The organism is Streptosporangium subroseum (assembly GCF_900188345.1).
GTDB classification, from domain to species: Bacteria; Actinomycetota; Actinomycetes; order Streptosporangiales; family Streptosporangiaceae; genus Streptosporangium; species Streptosporangium subroseum.
Genome location: NZ_FZOD01000008.1, coordinates 19,287 through 36,165 on the forward strand (window position 1 = coordinate 19,287; position 16,879 = coordinate 36,165).

The window sequence follows — 16,879 nt, forward strand, 5'->3', positions numbered from 1 at the left end:
CGAGAGTTATGGGCTTTCGTTGTGACTTCTCCCAAGTGCGCGCAGTGTCAGCGCCGCCCCCAGCACCAGGACCCCCCGTCCCGTCCCCGCGGAGAAGCCGGTCAGTTCGCATATCCGGGTCAGCCGGTAATCAAGGGTGTTGGGGTGGATGTGCAGCGCGGCCGCCGTCCGCCTCCGGTGGAAGTCGGAGTCGAACCAGGCGGTGAGGGTCTGCACCAGCTCGGGCCCGGACTCCAGCGGCAGGAGGACGTCCGCGAGGCGTCGGCCCACCTGCCCCGCGCTCGCCAGCACGTACTCCAGCAGGACGTCGTCGAGTGTGTACGTCCCCGGTGCGGCGTTCAGCCGCCCGGCGAGCTGGAGCACGTGTCCGGCCTCGGCCGCCGCGGACGGCAGCTCGGCGAGGTCGGCGCCGGAGGCGACCGCCGCGAGCACCGACGCGTCAGCGGCCTTTGCCAGCCGCGCCACCGTGGCCTCGACCCGGCTCTCACGGTCGTCCCGTCCCGTGATCGGGAGAAGCACCATGCCGCCACCGGGCGCGAGCACGCTGAGCACCTCATGACCGGCGTCGTCGAACAAGCTCTGCTCCATCCGCCGCAACTTGCGGCGGGCCGCCACGGCGCTCTCCACCTCCTCATCGCGCTCGTCCACCGACGACTCGGCCCGTACCGCCAGCACGTGGTAGCCGGCGGCGAGCGGATGACCGGCGCGCTCGGCCAGCTGGTGTGCGGGCATTCCCACGAGGAGCGCCTCGGCCAACCGGCGACGCGCCTCCCGATCCTCGTCGTGGATCGCCTGGCGCTCCTCCAGATAGGCGGCGGCGACGGCGCTGGTGACGACCTGGGTGTAAGTGATCATCAGTTGCGCGGCTTCGAGCAGGTCCTCGCGCTCCTCGGGACGCGCCTCGGCGCAGAGCGCCTGCCAGCCGAGCTTCGATCCCACGCGGTAGGCCGCGAGCACCATCTCCAGCGGCACGTGCTCCTCCGCCCGTCGCGCCGCGCTGCGGCGAACGGCGAGAAGCTCCCGCTCCCCCGGTAGCTCGTTCTCGCTGAGGACCCGGAAGAAGAGCCGCAGGTTGTGCCGGCAGATCTGGAGGATCTCACCCTCCAGCTGCTCCCGGGGCAGGTGGGCGTAGAGGGGGACCTCCACCACGAAGGCGTCGACCATCCGGCCGGCGAGCAGGTCGAGGCGCGAGGCGACACGCTTGGCGAGAGCGTTCAAACGGCGCATGTCGGTCCGGCGGCCATTCTCGTCGGCCTCCTCGGTGATCGGGGGGTCATCGTATTCCCCCGCCGAGCCGGCATGACGATCACCGGTACCGGAGGCTCATCCTCGGGCGTCGCGCACCAGCAGGGCCGCCTGAACGCGATTCGAGCAGCCGAGCTTGGTCAGGATCCGGCTCACATAGGTCTTGATGGTCGTCTCGCTCATGCGCAGCCGTCGGCCGACCTCAGCCTTGGACATGCCCTCGCCACCAGGCGCAAGACCTCGGACTCACGACCGTGAGTGCGGTCAGCCGCTGCGCCGCCTCCGCCGATGTGACCATCAGGCGGGGCTGGGCCCGCACGGCATCTCACTTATTGTCCTCTTGACGGATTGTTGAACGATTTCGTAAAGTCTGATCATCTTCGGCCTGATCACTCATAGCTTCCTCAGTCGTCCACGATTCGAACCCTGGCCCCGTATCGCGGGCAGGTTGCCGGCACGCCGACCTCCGCCGTCGCGAACGACCGGAGCAGACCCCCTACTCCTGACCGATCCGAGCCTCTGACCACCCGCGCCCCCACGGGGCGGCGCGGGACCGGAGGACCATCCGCGAACACAGCGGGTTCGCATCGGCGGCGCATCGCACCGACCCGGAGCCCCCAGAGAGCCCGACGGTCCCGCGGTGGAGTTCGCCTCGGTTGCCTCCCCTTCTGGAGCAAGGCCTATGAGAAGGAAGTTCGCACCATGAAGTACCCACGACCCAAGTCCGCCGGTGTCGGCGCGTCGGCCCTGGCGATCATGGCCGTGACCGTGCTCGCCACGACCGGCCCGGCTTCGGCCACGATCGCCCGCGGTCCCGGCTGCCTCGATTCCGGCGTGCCCCTGTCCGTGGAGGAGAACCGGCTGGGCTTCACCCTCCCCGACGACGACAACCCCGCCGTGCCGCAGTCGCGGACGTTCGCGCGGCAGATGATCGAGGGCGGCGGTTTCCAGGACTTCGGCCCGGCGCTGATCCGCGACCTCTGCCGTACGAGAAGCCTCAAGGCCGCCACGGCACTCGTCCTGCGGAAAGGTGAGGACCTCTGGCGAGATGCCGTACGGCGGGCCCAGCAGCGGGAACCCGTCGCGGGCGACCTCCCCTACAGCGACGACCGGCCGCTCTACTGGACCCGATTGGAGTCGACCGCCGCCCTGAGGCAGTGGGCGCCGAAGTTCCGGTCATCCGCTGCCGACCGCACCGAACTGATCACCACGTTCGACCGCGCCTCCCGTGGCATGTTCGACATCGACTTCCCCGGCGGAAAGGGTGTGAAGCGAGTCATCGCGAGCGGCTTCGACCCCTACACGCTCGACGGCGGAACGACCGGCTCCGCACCGGGATCGGTGGGCAACAACATCCGGCACGGCAATCCTTCGGGGGCGACCGCGCTCGCCCTGGACGGCACCACGTACCGGACGAAGAGCGGCAAGATCACGCGTATCGAGGCCTACACGCTTCCCGTCAGCTATCCCGAATTCCAGCGCGGGTATCTGGAGGACACCGTCGGGCCCTTCATGCGCCCCGGGCCGAAGCGGGTGGACGCGTCCATCACCGTGAGCCAGGCCGGCGGCGCGGTGTTCAACCTGGAGCAGTGGAACGCGCGCTATCACGGCGTCTCTCTCGGCAACGACAATTTCCGGCCGTGCGCCGCGGTCAACGGCGTGCCGCAGATCGCGGTGAACAACAACGAGTGCAACGCCTCCGTGGTGGAACGCTGGGGCGGGCCCAGGAACTTCAGTTTGACCGAGCCGCCCCAGTGGACCGCCGCCACCCTGCCCGTCGCCGAGATGATCAAGGCCAATACGGGGGCCTCCATTCCCCGGCCGCCGGGTGACACGTGGCCGGACCCCTCCGTCGCCTTCGGCGTGGTCTGGCACACCAACTACACGCAGTTCCCGGACTGCGCCTCCACCGTCCGGGTGACGCGGAACAACCCGCCGCCGGTCGAGTATCCGCCGGCGACCGCTCCGATCCCGCCCGACCCCGGATCGTGTTCCTACAGCGGCGGCGGCGGCAACTACCTGTCGAACGAGAGCGCCTACCGGAACACGCTCCTCCGCGACCGCATGGGTCTCGACATCCCGGCCGGGCACATCCACACGCCGGACATGCAGCACTTCGAGACCGATTTCAAGCCCGGTGACGCGACCTTCGACGCGTGGCGGCTGGCCATCGTCGGGCAGACACGCAACCTCATCCATGTCGTCGCCGACACCGTCTCCTGACTCCTGACTCCTGGCTCCTGAACGAACGGTCCGATGAGCCGGTAACGGCCTGAGACGCGACAAGGCTTCCGTGGCGCATCCCGCCACGGAGGCCGTCGCGTGTTCGCCCCCGTTCCACCGGAGTGCCCGCCACCGGCGCCGCCACGCCCGACAGCCGACCCCGCAAAACCCTCGGGCACCCGGTGGCGGCAGGCCGTCCACCGGACGGGTAACCGATGCCCGCCGGCAGCGGCATCCGACGCACCATCGATGCGTGGCGAATCGGCGGCGGGGACCGTACATTCGACGGATGGATCCTCGTCATGACGTGGTCGAACTGTTTCACCGTGTGGCCGTCTCGGTGCCCGCCTACGGCGCATTTCTCGCGGAGCACGGCGTGACCACTGACCAAATCAAGACTTATGAGGATTTCGTTCGGCTACCGCTGACCACCAAGGACAACTACACCCGCCGCCATCCCCTCCCCGACCTCTGCCGCAACGGCACCATCGGAGACATGATCGCGGTGTCCTCCGGCTCCACCGGCACCCCGTCGTTCTGGCCGCGCTCGACGGCCGACGAGCAGCTGATCGCCGAACGCTTCGAACAGGTCTTCCGAGCCGCCGAACGTCGGACCCTCGCCGTCATCTGCTTCGCCCTCGGCACCTGGGTCGGCGGCCTGTTCACCCTCAACTGCTGCCGCCACCTCGCCGCCAAGGGCTACCCCATCACCGCCGTCGCCCCTGGCAGCGACAAACGCGAGATCCTTCGCGTCATCCCCGAGCTGGCGCCGCACTTCGACCAGGTCGTGCTCCTCGGCTACCCACCCTTCCTCAAGGACGTCATCGACAGCGGCACGGCCCAGGGCCTGCGGTGGGCCGACTACTCGATCAAACTGGTCACCGCCGGCGAGTCCTTCAGCGAGGAATGGCGCACCCTCGTCGCCGAACGCACCGCGATGACCGATCCCAGCCACGACACCGCCTCCCTGTACGGCACCGCAGACGCGGGCGTCCTCGGCAACGAGACCCCGCTGTCCATCCAGATCCGCCGATTCCTCGCCTCACGCCCCGAGACGGCCAGGGAACTGTTCGGCGAATCGCGCCTGCCGACCCTCGTGCAATACGACCCGCGGGTGCGTTTCTTCGAGGAACACGACGGCACTCTGCTCTTCACCGGTGACAACGGAATTCCCCTCATCCGCTACCACATCGCCGATGAAGGGGGCCTGATCCCCCACGACCGCATGCTCGGCTTCCTCCACGAACACGGCTTCCACCCCCGCGTGGAAGGTCCCGGCCTGCCCTTCGCCTACATCTTCGGCCGCAGCCACTTCACCGTCTCCTACTACGGCGCCAACGTCTATCCGGAGAACATCGCCATCGGTCTTGAGCAACCCGAGGTCAGCGCCATGGTGACGGGAAAATTCGTCCTGGAGGTGGCCGAGGACGCCGAGCGGGACCGGCAGCTGACCGTGACGGTCGAGCTGATGCCCGGCCTACGAGATTCCGACGAGGCCGCGGAGCTCATCGGGCTCTCGATCCTGACCCAGCTACGCCGCCTCAACAGCGAGTTCGTCAACTACGTCCCCCCGGCGAAACAGCCCCCGGTCGTCCGTCTCCGCCAGACAGGCGACCCCGACTATTTCCCGCCCGGCGCCAAGCACCGTTACACGCGAGCGTGATCACTCGTCAGACCACGCGTTCTTTCGTCAGTGCAGCAGCTCGAAGGGGTTGACCACGGACACACCCGTCCCCTCGAAGTCCTTGATGTTCCTGCTGACCAGGGTCCACCCGTTCACCCTGGCCGTCGCGGCGATCAAGCCATCTGCCGTGGGGAGCGGGCGGACGGCATTCAGACGCCCCCACTCCTCCGCGACCTCGGAGGTGACGGGAACGATGCGGTCGCTGAACTGCCGGTGAAGCCCGTGGAGCCAGCGTTCCAGAATCGTCGCCTGTGCGGGGTCGCTGCGTCGGCGGCGCTCGACCCCGCAGCGGATCTCACCGACCGTCAGACTGCTGAGGTAGAGCGTGGGTCCATGAGTCCCGCCTATCCAGTCCCTGACGTGCGAGCTCCCATTTCGCTTGCGTACTTCGGAGACCACGTTCGTGTCGAGCAGGTAGCCGATGCCCATCAGTCGAAATCCACCTCTCGGGGAAGGTCCCGGTTCCGGGGGAATTCAATGTCGTCGTCCCAGTCGGGGGCAGCGAGAAGGAACCGTCCGAAGTCGGGAGTCTCACCCCTGAGGCGGCGGTACTCGGCGATGTCGATGACCACGGCCACCTCCTCTCCGTGCCGGGTGACCACCTGGGGACCCTCACTCACCGCCCGCCGTACGACCTCGCTGAAGCGCTGCTTCGCCTCCTGAACCTGCCACCCGCCCATGAAGACCCCCTGTCTAGTCTGTCTAGACTTAGAATAGGGCAATACAAGATCACATACAGCGACGGGCGCCGCGTGGCCGGGGACGCCGCGCGGGACCGGCGGCTGACCGTGACGGTCGAGCTGATGCCCGGCCTACGGGACTCCGACGAGGCCGCGTCCTCGGCCGGGAATCAGTACGCGACGGTGAACCTGGTCCGGTGGTGCTTGGGCCGCTCGGCCTCGTCCAGCAGGGCCACCGCGAGGTCCTCCATGGAGATCGCCGAGTTGCCCTCGGCGTCGACCAGCAGCTCGTCGGCGCCCAGCCGGTAGTCGCCGGTGCGCTCTCCCGGTTCCAGCAGCGCGGCCGGGCTCAGATAGGCCCAGTCCACCTCGGTCTCGGCACGGCAGGCCTCAAGCTGGTCGTTGCACGCCAGCGCGATGTCCCGCCAGCCGGCGGGAAAATCCGGGTCGTCGACCACGGTGCCGCCGGTGCCGGGCACGGTCAGACTGCCCGCGCCGCCGACGACCAGCAGACGGACGCCGGTCCGGGCGAGCCCGGCCAGCAGCGCTTTGATGGTCGTGACGAGCTCGCCCTCGCGGCCGGGCGCCGGACGGGTCGCACTGATCACGACGTCCTGGCCGACGCTCAACTCGGCCACGTTCTCGGCGTTTCCGGCGTCGCCGACACGGACCTCGGCGGCAGGCGGTCCGTGGAATCGTGCCGGATCACGCACTACGGCGGTGACCTCGTGGCCGCGGGACAGCGCCTCGGCCACCACCCGGCTTCCTACGTTTCCGCCCGCTCCGAACACGGTGATGCGCATGGTTCTCCGTTCCTTCTGGATCAGTTGGTCGAATGAGATGCCCGGCCGCGCTCCGAGATCACCACCGGGGTGCCCACGCGATCGGCGAGGTTGGAGCGTGGTCGCGCGCCGCGAGCGTTCCCGGTCTGTGCCGCGACGAGGGCGGCGAGGACGACAAGACCACCCAGAGCCTGGGCGATCGTGAGTTCCTGGCCGAGAACGAGCCAGCCCAGCGAGGTGGCGACCAGGGGGCTGAGCAGGCCGAGGAAGGTGACGCCGGTGGCGGACAGGTCGCGGATCCCCCGGAACCAGAGGGCGTAGGCCAGCGCGGAGCCGATGATCGCGAGGTAGCCGTAGCCGACCAGGTTCGTGATGCTCAGCGTCGCGGGCGGTGGTCCTTCGACGAGGAGTGCCACCGGGAGCAGCAGCAGGCCGCCGGCGGTGAGCTGCCAGCCTGTGGTCGCGAGCAGGGGCGCGGGTGAGGGCCACCGTTTGCTGAGGACGACCCCGACGGCCATGACGACCGCGCCGCCGACCGCGGCGGCGACACCGAGGCCGTCCAGCCGCGCGTCCGCCCGGAGGACGAGCAGGCTGACGCCGGCCACACCCGCGGCGGCGGCGATCGTGGTGCGCAGGGACAGCCGCTCCCCGAGCAGTCCGGCGGAGAGACCGGCGACCAGGAGGGGTTGCAGGGCTCCGATGGTCGCGGCGACCCCGCCGGGCAACCGGTAGGCGGCGACGAACAGCAGCGCGAAGAACGCCCCGATGTTGAGGGCGCCGAGCATCGCCGCGCGCCACCACCACACCCCCCGGGGCAGGCGCCGGGTGAGGACGACCAGCACCAGGCCGGCGGGAAGGGCGCGTACCACCGCGGCCAGGAGCGGGCGGTCCGGCGGCAGCAGCTCGGTCGTGACGAGATAGGTGGTCCCCCAGATGGCGGGGGCCAGCGCGGTCACCATGATGATTCCGGCTCGATTACTTAGCACTAAGCTAATTTATCTTATCGCTAAGCAAAAATGAAGTGATGTATCTCACCGCTAAGGCATCCACTAGGCTTGAGCGGTGGCAGATCACGTCGACCGTGTGCTGGAGCAGTGGGGTGCGCAACGCCCTGATCTGGACGTGTCACCGATGGCGGTGATCGGGCGCCTGTCGAGGCTCTCGCGACTGATCGACGCGGAGCTGCGCCGCACGTTCAGCGCACACGGGCTCGACCCCGCGTCGTTCGACGTGCTCGCCACCCTGCGCCGCAGCGGACCGCCGCACCACCTGACCCCCGCCGAGCTGATGCGGGCGTCCATGGTCACCTCGGGGGCCGTCACCCAGCGCCTCGACCGCCTGGAGGCGCGCGGCCTGGTGACCCGCACCCCCAGCGAGACGGACGGCCGCGGCGTGCACGTCGCCCTCACCGACGACGGCCGCGCGCTCATCGACCAGGCCCTGCCCGACCACGTCGACACCGAGAACCGGTTGCTCGCCGCGCTCACGAAAACCCAGCGCGACACCCTCTCCGACGGACTCAGGAATCTCCTGGAGTCGCTCGGCGACACCACCGACTGACTCCCGGATCCCCCGGCAGACCCGGTACGGTTACGCCTGCCCACCGGGGTGGATCGGTTCGCGCCGGCTCCTGACCGCAGGAAGAGATCACCGCCACTCCCGGCAATGGGTGATCGCCCTGGACGGCGAAGTTCCGTACGGTTCCCGGGGCGAGCCCGGGAAGCTCGCCTGTCCCGCCGCATCCGGCATCGTGTGCGTCCGCGCTGGACAGGAGCCGCGTCGATCTGTCACCATTCCAGACATGATCATTGGAAAGGACGACGCCACCTTCATCCGGTGAGCGTTCTCGTGCAGCGGGAAGCTGCCGAAATTCGCGAAGAATGGCTGGGCTGGGCGTTGTCGACGCTGCCCGCCGACCGTCCGGCCGCAGAGGCCGCCATCTCAGGGTTGTACCGCCTGATCGGGCTTGCTCCACCACGTTTCCACTGGGTCTCCTCACCGGTCGCGGCCCTGGCAACCGTCCCCCCGGGTGTGCGTCTACGGCCTTCCGAGACCGCCGAACGCATGTCGGAATGGCCCCTGCCACCCCGGTTCTCGTCGCTGATGAGACAGCTGTGCAGAGAGCTCGACGCCCAGCTCAGATGGGTCCATCAGCCGATGGACCAGCTGATTCGCCAGAAGGTCCGCAGCTCGCTCTCGCAGTCCGCCAACGGTTCGCTCTTCATGGCGCTGCGCGTGGCGCACGACACGCAGTACCACCTGGGAAACAGCTGGTACGGGACACAGTGCGTCTCCTGGGTCGCCCACTATGACGCCCTCCGCCGAGCGGCCGGGGTGGTCTTCACCTCCGAGCAGACCCGGCGGTTCGATCTGTGGGCGGCGGTGGCCCGGTCGTGCGGCTGGTGGTGGCCCCGTGAAGGCGTGTGCGTCGTCTCCGAACGACCCGTCGCCGTGCACACGGAAGTGTGCGGCGACGACGGCGAAGTACGGCTGCACCATGCGGACGGCCCCGCGATGCGTTACGCGGACGGGTGTGACGTGCACGCCTGGCACGGGACACAGGTGCCCTCCTGGGTGGTCACCGATCCGGATGTCCGGCGGATCGGGCGAGAGACCAATATCGAGGTCAGGCGGTGCGCGATCGAACACATCGGCTGGACGTCCTACATCGACCAGGCCGGACTGCGGCTGGTCTCCTCCGCGCCGGACCCCGGCAACCCCGGCTCGGAACTACGGCTCTACGACATGCGGAAGGAGACCAGGGTGCTCCTGGCGGTCAACGGGTCCGTCGAACGCGACGGACACCGCCGCCGGTACGGGCTGACCGTGCCGGGCTTCTTCGACGATCCGATCGCCGCCGCCGGCTGGACCTACGGGCTGTCCGCCGAGCAGTACTCCCTTCTCCTCCGCCGAACCTGAGGTGACCTCCATGACTGTGACTCTTGCTTCGCTTTCCCAGCAGACCGGACTCGCCGTGCTCGACCATCTCGAGCAGTCGGTGAGCATTCCCGTCGTCGACGGGCTTCATGCCCAGGGCGACCTCATCGTCATCCCCCTCTCCGTCATCGCCTCGTCCATGACGCTCTCGGACAAGGCCGATTGGATGGACGTGCCCCCCGATGGGGTCGAGCTGCTCCGTGGCGCGGCCGGGGGCAACCCGCACACCCTCGTCGCCGACCCCGGCACCTGCCGGTGGACGACCAACGTGTTGGACTCCGACTGGCTGGCGATCGGCGTCTTCGAGACCTCGGCCGTCGCCTACCTGCTGCATCCTGAGCACGGGGCCACGGGCTGCACTCCGGGTACATACGTCATCCGCCGGCAGCGCGAGCACGAAGGGCGCAGAACACGCCTCGTCGCAGACTGATTTCCGGCGCACTCGGCAGGCTGCCGCGGCGCGGCAGCCTGCATGAGAAGCCGCGACGATCAACGACTTCCGAGCCATACCTGTTCGGGCCGAACACCGGGTCACCAGCCCTGAGCGCCATGCAATGGGTGCCCCATCTCAGCGCCGGGCGCCGGACGTACGTCCGGCGCCCGGCCGTGGTGTCGGTAAGGTGCGCGCAGAAGGCGAAAGGATCACCTTGCCCCCCTCTCCCCGATTGTCGCGGTTGGCTCTGCCGGCCTGGCTGGCGGCCGCGGTTGCCGCCGCCCTGCCGTCATGGGAGTTGTGGCACTTCCAGCCTCAGCCCGGCATCGCCGGCATACGTATGTCCGAGGCGTACCGGAGTGAGGTGCCACTGACATCGCACTGGCTGCTGTCCCCGCTCCAAGGGGATCTGGCGGTGATCATGGCGACCGTGGAGACCTGGGCGGTATCCGCGCTCCTTGTTCTCACCGGCCTCCTCGCATGTCTTGGCCGCAGGGACCCCGAGACCGTGGGCCGGCGGGTGGCGGGAGTCCTGGTCCTGCTCGCGATCGTCGGCCCCGCCCTCCCACGGTACGTCGACCCGGAGGGGCACGGTCCGATGCCGTTGCTCAGTGCGGCCTGGTTCACCACGGTGATCGACAGCTGGGGAAGCACCCAGTTCTGTCTGCTGACGGCCGCCGTACTGGTGCTTGTCGCGTCATGGGCGATGCGGCCCGCCGACCTGGAAAAACCGGTTACGCCGCGGGCCGATACGGCATGGCGCAGGCTGGCGGCGATTCTGGTCGACTACCTGGTCGCCATCGTGCTCCTCGGTGCCGTCGTGCGACCGGTCGCGATCTTGACCGGCGCTTATGACCTGCTCTCCCTCGACCTGGAGTACGGGTTCCTGAACTGGATCGGACTGTTCGAGGACAAAGCGGAACCCTTGCGGCTGGCGATCCTGCCCGTGCTGTTCCTCTACTTCTGGGTGCAGCACGCCCTGTGGGGGCGGACGCTCGGCAAGCGACTATTGCGTATTCGCGTCGTCTCCGCACAGCCGGAAGGGCCGCCGAGGGCGAGGAGAACGGCGCTGCGTGCGCTGATCTTCCCTCTCCTTGTTCTTGTGCCCGGCTTCGGACCGTTCTGTCTCATCGTGGATGGGCTGTGGGCGCTCCTCGATCCCGACGGCCGTGTTCTTCATGACCGCTGGGCGGGCACTGCGGTGGCACGCGTCCGTGTGCGGAACGCTCAACCGCAGCCGTGAGCCATCGCGGCCGTGCCGCGATGGCTCCGCCGCGGACCGGTGTTCAGCGGAGGCGGACGGGCAGGCCGGCCAAGCCGTTCATAATCATGGACGGGACGCGGGTGAGGGAGTCGGCGGGGGCGTCAAGGCTGAGGGCGGGGAAGCGGTCGAGGAGGGCACCGATCGCGACGCGGGCCTCGAGGCGGGCGAGCGGTGCGCCGACGCAGTAGTGCAGGCCGTGGCCGAAGGCGGTGTGCCCGGTCTCCTGGCGGGTGACGTCGAGCCGGTCGGCCCCAGGGAACTGGGCGGGGTCGCGGTTGGCCGCGTTCAGGGACACGACCACGATCTCACCCGCGGCGATCGTCGTCCCGCCGACCTCGATGGGCTCGGCGGTCCAGTACGGCAGGGTGTTCTGCACCGGTCCGTCGTAGCGCAGCAGCTCCTCGATCGCGGGCTCCAGCAGGGCGGGGTCGGTACGCAGCAGGTCGAGCTGGCCGGGGTGGGTGAGCAGGGCGTGCACGCCGTTGGCGATCAGGTTGACCGTGGTCTCGTGCCCGGCGATGACCAGGAGGAACACCATCGAGGTCAGCTCGTCCTCGGTGAGCCGCTCCTCACCGTCGCGGGCGGCGATCAGGTCGGAGAGCAGGTCGTCCTGCGGGACGCGCCGCTTGTCCTTGATGAGCTCGTGGGTGAAGTCGAGGATCGCGATGGCGGCCGCCTCGTACTCTTCGAAGCTGAAGATCCCGGGCGCCACGAGTGGCGTGCTCCAGTTACGGAAGTCCGCCCGGGACTCCGGGGGAATGCCCAGCAGCTCGCAGATGACGCCGATCGGCAGCGGGTAGGCCAGCGCGGTTATGAGGTCGGCGGACTCGACGCCGTCGAATGCGGCCAGCAACTCGTCGGTCATCTGCTGGATCCGTGGCGCGATCTTCTCGACCCTGCGCCGGGTGAACGCCGAGGTCACCAGCTTGCGCAACCGGGTGTGGTCCGGCGGGTCACTCATCAGCATGTGCGTGTGGACGCCGCGTGCCACGTGCTCGGGAAGCATGCTCGCGTACACCCCGTTCTCCCAGCCTCCCTTGACCAGCCGCGGGTCCGACAGCAGCGCCCGGGCCTCGGCATGCCCGGTGACCAGCCATGCGGTGCGCCCCGTCGGCATCGTCACCGGATGTACGGGACCCTGCGCGGTGAGCTCGGCGTAGATGGCCTCGCGCTCTCCGTCGCGAACGGCCGTGAACGGGTCTCTGCTGGTGCCCGCAGGCGTGGACATAACGCTCCTTCGAGTCATGGACGATAGGCGATCAACCCGCCGTGGGCGGTGAGGATGCACCCGGGCGTACGGCCGCAAAGTGGCGACGAACACCGGCCCCAGCGCACGGACGCCGGGGCCAAGGGCAGGAATTCAAGCGGAGAATTCATAGCACACTTTGGGCGCTTGATGCCTATATGTCCACATAAGGAGCAGTTAAGGGCGGTCGAGTTCGGCACCCGAACCTTCAGGATCGGGTGGGACACTTCAACCATGGATGCTGAGACGATGGAGAGCGGGACGCGGTCGGACGTGGCGATGCCCGCACGGATCGAGTCGGCCCACGGCTCAGGGTGGGTGCTGCGTTCCGCGGAGGCAGCGGAGGTCGAGGTGGTCGCGGAGCTGCGGGCCACGGTCATGCGTGCGGACCTGGAGCGACTCGGGCGGTTCGACGAGCACCGGGTGCGACAGCGACTGCGCAACTCCTTCTCCACGCAGCACACGTCGATCATCATGGTCGACCATGAATTCGCAGGATGCGTCACGGTCCGACCTGCCGACGGCGGGCAGTTGCTGGAGCACTTCTATCTTGCTCCGCACCATCAGGGCCGGGGGCTTGGATCGGCTGTCTTGCGCGCGATACTGGAGCGAGCCGACGCGCAGGGCATGATCGTCCGTTTGAACGTCTTGCAGGGCAGTGCCGCCCGTCGGCTCTACGAGCGCCACGGATTCGTCGTGGAAGCACAGGATCCGATCGACCTTTTTCTGGTGCGTGCGCCGGGCGCGGGTACCGCCCCGAAAGCCTGACCGGTACCGCCACCTTCCGGATACCTCATGCCTCCGGCGTAGGCTCTTCGTGCGCGTCGACCCGCGCCGCAAGGTCACGCCCGTCGGACCGCCCGGCGGTGCCGAACTTGTCGGCGCCGAGGCGATGAGTTTCCGCGGTGCCGCCGGTCCTATCCACATGACGGCCTCCGCAACCTCCTTCGCCATCGGCGTGAAGATCACGCGTGCGGACATCCCTGTCCTGTGCGCCGACCTTGCCGAGCTGGTGCGCGGTCGCGGTGGCGGCGTCGTGGTCTGCGACGTGGCCGGCGTGCCCCACCCCGACGTGGTGACGGTCGAGGCGCTGGCCCGGTTGCGCCTGACCGCACGGCGACACGGCTGGAGTCTGGTGGTCACCGGCGCCGGCCCGGACCTGCTCGAACTGGTGCGCCTGCTCGGATTGACCGACGCGTTAATCCAGGCAGGCCGGCAGCCCGAAGAGCGGAAACAGGCGGGTGGTGTCGAGGAAGTTGTTGACGGCCACGATTCGCCCCGCTGAGATCTCCAGCACGATCAGCGCCCACGGGTCGTGCCCGGAGCCGCCGAGGCGGGGCCGGTACTGCCCGAACGCCGGCATGCCGTTGGCCGTCACCGGCACCAGGCGCGAGCCACGGCAGCCGCTGCCCGTACCGGCCATCCAGGCGGAGATGTCATCGCGGCCGCGCAGCCACAGCGGCAACGGCGGCATCGACAGCGTCGCGTCGTCATGCAGCAGCGTCGTCAGCGCCTCGAGGTCGTACTCCTCGAAGGCTTTCACATAACGGGTGAGCAGCGCCTTCTGCCCGTTGTCCAACGGATCGTGGACATCGGCGGCGGTGTCGGCGGTGGCGATGGTGGCCCGGGCCCGTTGGAGTGCGCTGTTGACGCCGGCTACCGAGGTGTCGAGCAGGTCGGCCACCTCCTGGGCCGACCAGGCGAGCACCTCCCGCAGGATCAGCACGGCCCGCTGCCGAGGCGGCAGGTGCTGCAGCGCGGCGACGAACGCCAGCCGGATCGACTCGCGTTCGACGACCATGTTGGCCGGGTCGATACCCTCGGGCAGCACCCGGCTGTCCGGCACCGGGCCCACCCAGATCTGGTCGGGACGCGGCTCGCCCGGGTCGGTCGCGCGGCCGGACCCGGGCGGGCCGAGATCCATGGGCCGGACCCGCAGTTGAGCGCTGGCGAGCATGTTCAGGCAGACGTTCGTCGCGATCCGGTACAGCCAGGACCGCAGCGCCGAGCGCCCTTCGAACCGGTCGAAGCTGCGCCAGGCGCGGACAAAGGTGTCCTGCACGGCGTCCTCGGCCTCGAAGACGGACCCCAGCATCCGGTAGCAGTGCCCGGTCAGCTCAGGTCGGTACGCCTCCAGCTGCGACTCGATCGGTTCGCTGGTCGCCGTGTCATTCACCCTGACGAACCTAGCGGAGCATCCTGCAGCGGGCGAGACCGAATTCTCGGCGGCGAGGCGGCGGCTCCTCCTCCGCCACTCACCTCTGGCGCAACTGAGTTCCCGGCGGCGAAGCGGCGGTTTCCCCCGGCCACTCACCTCTGGCACAGGGGCGGGGCGCACCGCACCCGTTAGGGCACTCACCCCACCGCGCCGGGTACCTCATGGCGTTGACGCTTCCGAACGCGCCCGAAAAATCGTCCCTCCGCCGGCGATGAGTTTCCGGTGCCCGTCCGGTCTATACGGGCGTCACATCGACCGGAAATGCACAAGGAGTCATCATGACCGCCACGGAGTGGACCGCAGAAAGCGCCGGTTCGGGTCAGTACGCCGACGTCAACGGCATCAACCTGTACTACGAGACGTACGGGGCGGGACGCCCGATGATCCTGCTGCACGGAGGCCTCGGCTCGGGTGAGATGTTCGGGCCGATCCTTCCCGCCCTGGCCGACCACCACCAGGTCATCGTCGTCGACCTGCAGGGGCACGGCCGGACCGCCGACATCGACCGGCCGCTCGACGTCCGGCTGATGGCCGACGACGTCGCCGCGCTCATCGACCACCTCGGCCTGCGGAAGCCGGACGTGGTCGGCTACTCCCTCGGCGGCGGGGTGGCGTTCCAGGTCGCGATCAGACACCCGGAGAAGGTGGGTCGCCTGGTCGCGGCCTCGGCGAACATCAGCCGCGACGCCATCTACCCGGAGATCCTCCAGCAGCAGGGCCAGGTGAGCGGGGCGGCAGCCGAATACATGAAGGACACCCCGATGTACGAGCTCTACCAGCGGGTGGCGCCTCGTCCCGAGGACTTCCCGCGGCTGCTCGACAAGATCGGCGAGGCGATGGCGGAGGACTTCGACTTCTCCGAAGAAGTCCGCGGCCTGCGGATGCCGACGCTCGTGGTCGCCGCCGATGCCGACATGGCACCGCCGAGCCACTACGTCGAGGTCTTCAAACTCCTCGACGGTGGCCTGCGCGACGGTGGCTGGATGGGCGAGGCTCGGCCCAAGGGCGGTCACGCACTGGCGATCCTGCCCGGTCTCACGCATTACGACATCTTCCTGTCCCCGCTTCTCGCAGCGGTCACCCTCGCCTTCCTCGACCAGGAGAGCTGAGTCGGCTCGCCCCGCCGGCGACTTTTCGAGTCGGCCGTCGGCGGCTTGCCGTCCACCGCTCGCTCACTCAAAGGCGGACTCGGCCTGGTGCGGCCGCACCGTGTTGTACTCCGCCGCCCACGCATCCGACGTGTCCTGGGCGGATGACACTATCGGCGGGCGCACTGCCAGCGCGCCCTGTACTCGCGCGGGGACATGCCCTTCAGCTCCCGGAAGCGGCGGTTGAAGTTCGACAGGTTGGGATAGCCGCAGTCGGCGGCGATGGCGGAGATGCGGCGATCGGTCTCCCTCAACAGCCGGCATGCGGCGTTGACCCGCAGCATGTTGAGGTAGCCGGTGATCGTGGCGCCGGTGGTGCGGCGGAAGAGCCGGCTGACCGAGGCCGGGGCCATATGGACGGCGCGGGCGACGGCCTCCAGTGTGACCGGCCCGGCGTACTCCTCGTTGAGCAGTCGTACGATCGCGTCGATGCGGTCGCGCGTGGATCCGTTCAGCGATGGGATGTACTGATCGCCGGCGAGCGGGCGCGCCTCGGCGCAGCGTGACAGCCGGACGAGGGCGTCGAGCAGTGCGAGGGTCCGCTCGGGCGGTGGAAGCGCGCCGAACTCCCCTGGTTCCACGGCGTACGAGGGAAAACTCAGCCCTCGCGCCGAGCGTTCCAGCAGCGAGGCCACCCGGGCGAACTCGGGCCGGTCGAAGAAGTCCCGTCCCAGGAAGTCACGACGGAACTGGACGACGATCGCCTCGTGTCGGCCGTGACCGGGAATCGACTGGTACGTGTGCGGCATCTCGGGGCCGATCAGGGTCAGGTCGCCGGGACCGTACTCCTCGACGCAGTCGCCCACGAACCGGGTGCCGCTGCCGCGGGTGATCAGGGTCAGTTCGAATTCAGGGTGGAAGTGCCAGGCGAAGCGAAAATGCGACCCCTGCCGGACGTGCAGCGTCCAGGAGAGCTGGGTCGTGGCCTCGATGTGCTCGAGAATCGCGCGCATCGGTGCTCCGAATCCGATGGTCATGAAAGTATCAGAACTGGTCATCCGCCGCGTGGCCGGACGGCG

At 68.8% G+C, this 16,879-nt stretch carries 18 protein-coding genes; 9 read left to right on the top strand and 9 right to left on the bottom strand.

Annotated features, from left to right (window positions below):
* Positions 1-6 precede the first annotated feature (6 nt).
* Positions 7-1,227 carry a PucR family transcriptional regulator gene (locus CHC08_RS10525; protein ID WP_089207036.1) on the bottom strand — a complete coding sequence of 407 codons (1,221 nt, stop codon included), beginning with the start codon at positions 1,225-1,227 and terminating at the stop codon, positions 7-9.
* A 96-nt stretch (positions 1,228-1,323) separates the two neighbouring features.
* Positions 1,324-1,461, bottom strand: coding sequence for a LuxR C-terminal-related transcriptional regulator (locus CHC08_RS10530; protein WP_089207037.1), 138 nt, complete (start codon positions 1,459-1,461; stop codon positions 1,324-1,326).
* 486 nt (positions 1,462-1,947) lie between these two features.
* On the opposite strand from CHC08_RS10530, the gene CHC08_RS10535 reads away from it, so the two are divergent.
* Both CHC08_RS10535 and CHC08_RS10540 read left to right on the top strand, forming a co-directional pair.
* A complete protein-coding gene (locus CHC08_RS10535) occupies positions 1,948-3,468 on the top strand; it encodes a hypothetical protein (RefSeq protein ID WP_089207038.1) in 1,521 nt (506 codons plus the stop codon).
* 289 nt (positions 3,469-3,757) lie between these two features.
* Positions 3,758-5,131, top strand: coding sequence for a phenylacetate--CoA ligase family protein (locus CHC08_RS10540; protein WP_089207039.1), 1,374 nt, complete (start codon positions 3,758-3,760; stop codon positions 5,129-5,131).
* A 27-nt stretch (positions 5,132-5,158) separates the two neighbouring features.
* Here the strand turns inward: CHC08_RS10540 and CHC08_RS10545 are convergent, their stop codons facing one another.
* The 4 genes from CHC08_RS10545 to CHC08_RS10560 form a co-directional block, all read right to left on the bottom strand.
* Positions 5,159-5,581: a type II toxin-antitoxin system VapC family toxin gene (locus CHC08_RS10545; RefSeq protein ID WP_218825239.1), complete on the bottom strand. Its 423-nt coding sequence runs from the start codon at positions 5,579-5,581 to the stop codon at positions 5,159-5,161.
* Positions 5,581-5,832: a type II toxin-antitoxin system Phd/YefM family antitoxin gene (locus CHC08_RS10550; RefSeq protein ID WP_089207040.1), complete on the bottom strand. Its 252-nt coding sequence runs from the start codon at positions 5,830-5,832 to the stop codon at positions 5,581-5,583. Before CHC08_RS10550 ends, CHC08_RS10545 begins: the two co-directional genes overlap by 1 nt.
* A 170-nt stretch (positions 5,833-6,002) precedes the next feature.
* On the bottom strand, positions 6,003-6,635 hold the full coding sequence (locus tag CHC08_RS10555) for an NAD(P)-dependent oxidoreductase (RefSeq protein ID WP_089207041.1): 633 nt from the start codon (positions 6,633-6,635) through the stop codon (positions 6,003-6,005).
* A 20-nt stretch (positions 6,636-6,655) separates the two neighbouring features.
* On the bottom strand, positions 6,656-7,600 hold the full coding sequence (locus tag CHC08_RS10560; protein ID WP_245878250.1) for an EamA family transporter: 945 nt from the start codon (positions 7,598-7,600) through the stop codon (positions 6,656-6,658).
* A 76-nt stretch (positions 7,601-7,676) separates the two neighbouring features.
* Between CHC08_RS10560 and CHC08_RS10565 the strand changes: the two genes are divergently transcribed.
* From CHC08_RS10565 to CHC08_RS10580, 4 genes are all read left to right on the top strand, one after another.
* On the top strand, positions 7,677-8,174 hold the full coding sequence (locus CHC08_RS10565) for a MarR family winged helix-turn-helix transcriptional regulator (protein ID WP_089207043.1): 498 nt from the start codon (positions 7,677-7,679) through the stop codon (positions 8,172-8,174).
* Positions 8,175-8,450: 276 nt separating this feature from the next.
* Positions 8,451-9,533, top strand: coding sequence for a DUF6745 domain-containing protein (locus CHC08_RS10570; protein ID WP_089207044.1), 1,083 nt, complete (start codon positions 8,451-8,453; stop codon positions 9,531-9,533).
* Between the two features lie 10 nt (positions 9,534-9,543).
* Positions 9,544-9,981, top strand: a complete 438-nt coding sequence (locus tag CHC08_RS10575; protein WP_089207226.1) for a hypothetical protein — start codon at positions 9,544-9,546, stop codon at positions 9,979-9,981.
* Positions 9,982-10,198: 217 nt separating this feature from the next.
* Entirely contained in the window at positions 10,199-11,227 is a 1,029-nt protein-coding gene (locus CHC08_RS10580; protein WP_179281975.1) for an RDD family protein, read from the top strand.
* Between the two features lie 43 nt (positions 11,228-11,270).
* Here CHC08_RS10580 and CHC08_RS10585 read toward each other — a convergent pair whose 3' ends face one another.
* Positions 11,271-12,476, bottom strand: coding sequence for a cytochrome P450 family protein (locus CHC08_RS10585; RefSeq protein ID WP_089207046.1), 1,206 nt, complete (start codon positions 12,474-12,476; stop codon positions 11,271-11,273).
* A gap of 252 nt (positions 12,477-12,728) precedes the next feature.
* Between CHC08_RS10585 and CHC08_RS10590 the strand changes: the two genes are divergently transcribed.
* Both CHC08_RS10590 and CHC08_RS10595 read left to right on the top strand, forming a co-directional pair.
* Entirely contained in the window at positions 12,729-13,262 is a 534-nt protein-coding gene (locus CHC08_RS10590) for a GNAT family N-acetyltransferase (protein WP_089207227.1), read from the top strand.
* Between the two features lie 49 nt (positions 13,263-13,311).
* On the top strand, positions 13,312-13,779 hold the full coding sequence (locus tag CHC08_RS10595; RefSeq protein WP_089207047.1) for an STAS domain-containing protein: 468 nt from the start codon (positions 13,312-13,314) through the stop codon (positions 13,777-13,779).
* Here CHC08_RS10595 and CHC08_RS10600 read toward each other — a convergent pair.
* Entirely contained in the window at positions 13,693-14,670 is a 978-nt protein-coding gene (locus tag CHC08_RS10600) for a sigma-70 family RNA polymerase sigma factor (protein ID WP_089207048.1), read from the bottom strand. The two genes, CHC08_RS10595 and CHC08_RS10600, sit on opposite strands and share 87 nt — an antisense overlap.
* Positions 14,671-14,990: 320 nt before the next feature.
* Here CHC08_RS10600 and CHC08_RS10605 point away from each other — a divergent pair, with 320 nt between their 5' ends.
* Positions 14,991-15,821 carry an alpha/beta fold hydrolase gene (locus CHC08_RS10605; protein WP_089207049.1) on the top strand — a complete coding sequence of 277 codons (831 nt, stop codon included), beginning with the start codon at positions 14,991-14,993 and terminating at the stop codon, positions 15,819-15,821.
* Positions 15,822-15,970: 149 nt separating this feature from the next.
* Here the strand turns inward: CHC08_RS10605 and CHC08_RS10610 are convergent, their stop codons facing one another.
* Entirely contained in the window at positions 15,971-16,837 is an 867-nt protein-coding gene (locus tag CHC08_RS10610; protein ID WP_179281976.1) for an AraC family transcriptional regulator, read from the bottom strand.
* Positions 16,838-16,879: the final 42 nt, after the last annotated feature.

What these genes read in the sequence shown, in the direction of transcription:
- CHC08_RS10590 (WP_089207227.1), top strand. Translation starts at nt 12,729, where the DNA reads ATGGATGCTGAGACGATGGAGAGCGGGACGCGGTCGGACGTGGCGATG.
- CHC08_RS10605 (WP_089207049.1), top strand. Translation starts at nt 14,991, where the DNA reads ATGACCGCCACGGAGTGGACCGCAGAAAGCGCCGGTTCGGGTCAGTAC.
- CHC08_RS10585 (WP_089207046.1), bottom strand. Translation starts at nt 12,476, where the DNA reads ATGTCCACGCCTGCGGGCACCAGCAGAGACCCGTTCACGGCCGTTCGC.
- CHC08_RS10555 (WP_089207041.1), bottom strand. Translation starts at nt 6,635, where the DNA reads ATGCGCATCACCGTGTTCGGAGCGGGCGGAAACGTAGGAAGCCGGGTG.
- CHC08_RS10530 (WP_089207037.1), bottom strand. Translation starts at nt 1,461, where the DNA reads ATGTCCAAGGCTGAGGTCGGCCGACGGCTGCGCATGAGCGAGACGACC.
- CHC08_RS10525 (WP_089207036.1), bottom strand. Translation starts at nt 1,227, where the DNA reads ATGCGCCGTTTGAACGCTCTCGCCAAGCGTGTCGCCTCGCGCCTCGAC.
- CHC08_RS10540 (WP_089207039.1), top strand. Translation starts at nt 3,758, where the DNA reads ATGGATCCTCGTCATGACGTGGTCGAACTGTTTCACCGTGTGGCCGTC.
- CHC08_RS10550 (WP_089207040.1), bottom strand. Translation starts at nt 5,832, where the DNA reads ATGGGCGGGTGGCAGGTTCAGGAGGCGAAGCAGCGCTTCAGCGAGGTC.
- CHC08_RS10610 (WP_179281976.1), bottom strand. Translation starts at nt 16,837, where the DNA reads ATGACCATCGGATTCGGAGCACCGATGCGCGCGATTCTCGAGCACATC.
- CHC08_RS10545 (WP_218825239.1), bottom strand. Translation starts at nt 5,581, where the DNA reads ATGGGCATCGGCTACCTGCTCGACACGAACGTGGTCTCCGAAGTACGC.
- CHC08_RS10575 (WP_089207226.1), top strand. Translation starts at nt 9,544, where the DNA reads ATGACTGTGACTCTTGCTTCGCTTTCCCAGCAGACCGGACTCGCCGTG.
- CHC08_RS10535 (WP_089207038.1), top strand. Translation starts at nt 1,948, where the DNA reads ATGAAGTACCCACGACCCAAGTCCGCCGGTGTCGGCGCGTCGGCCCTG.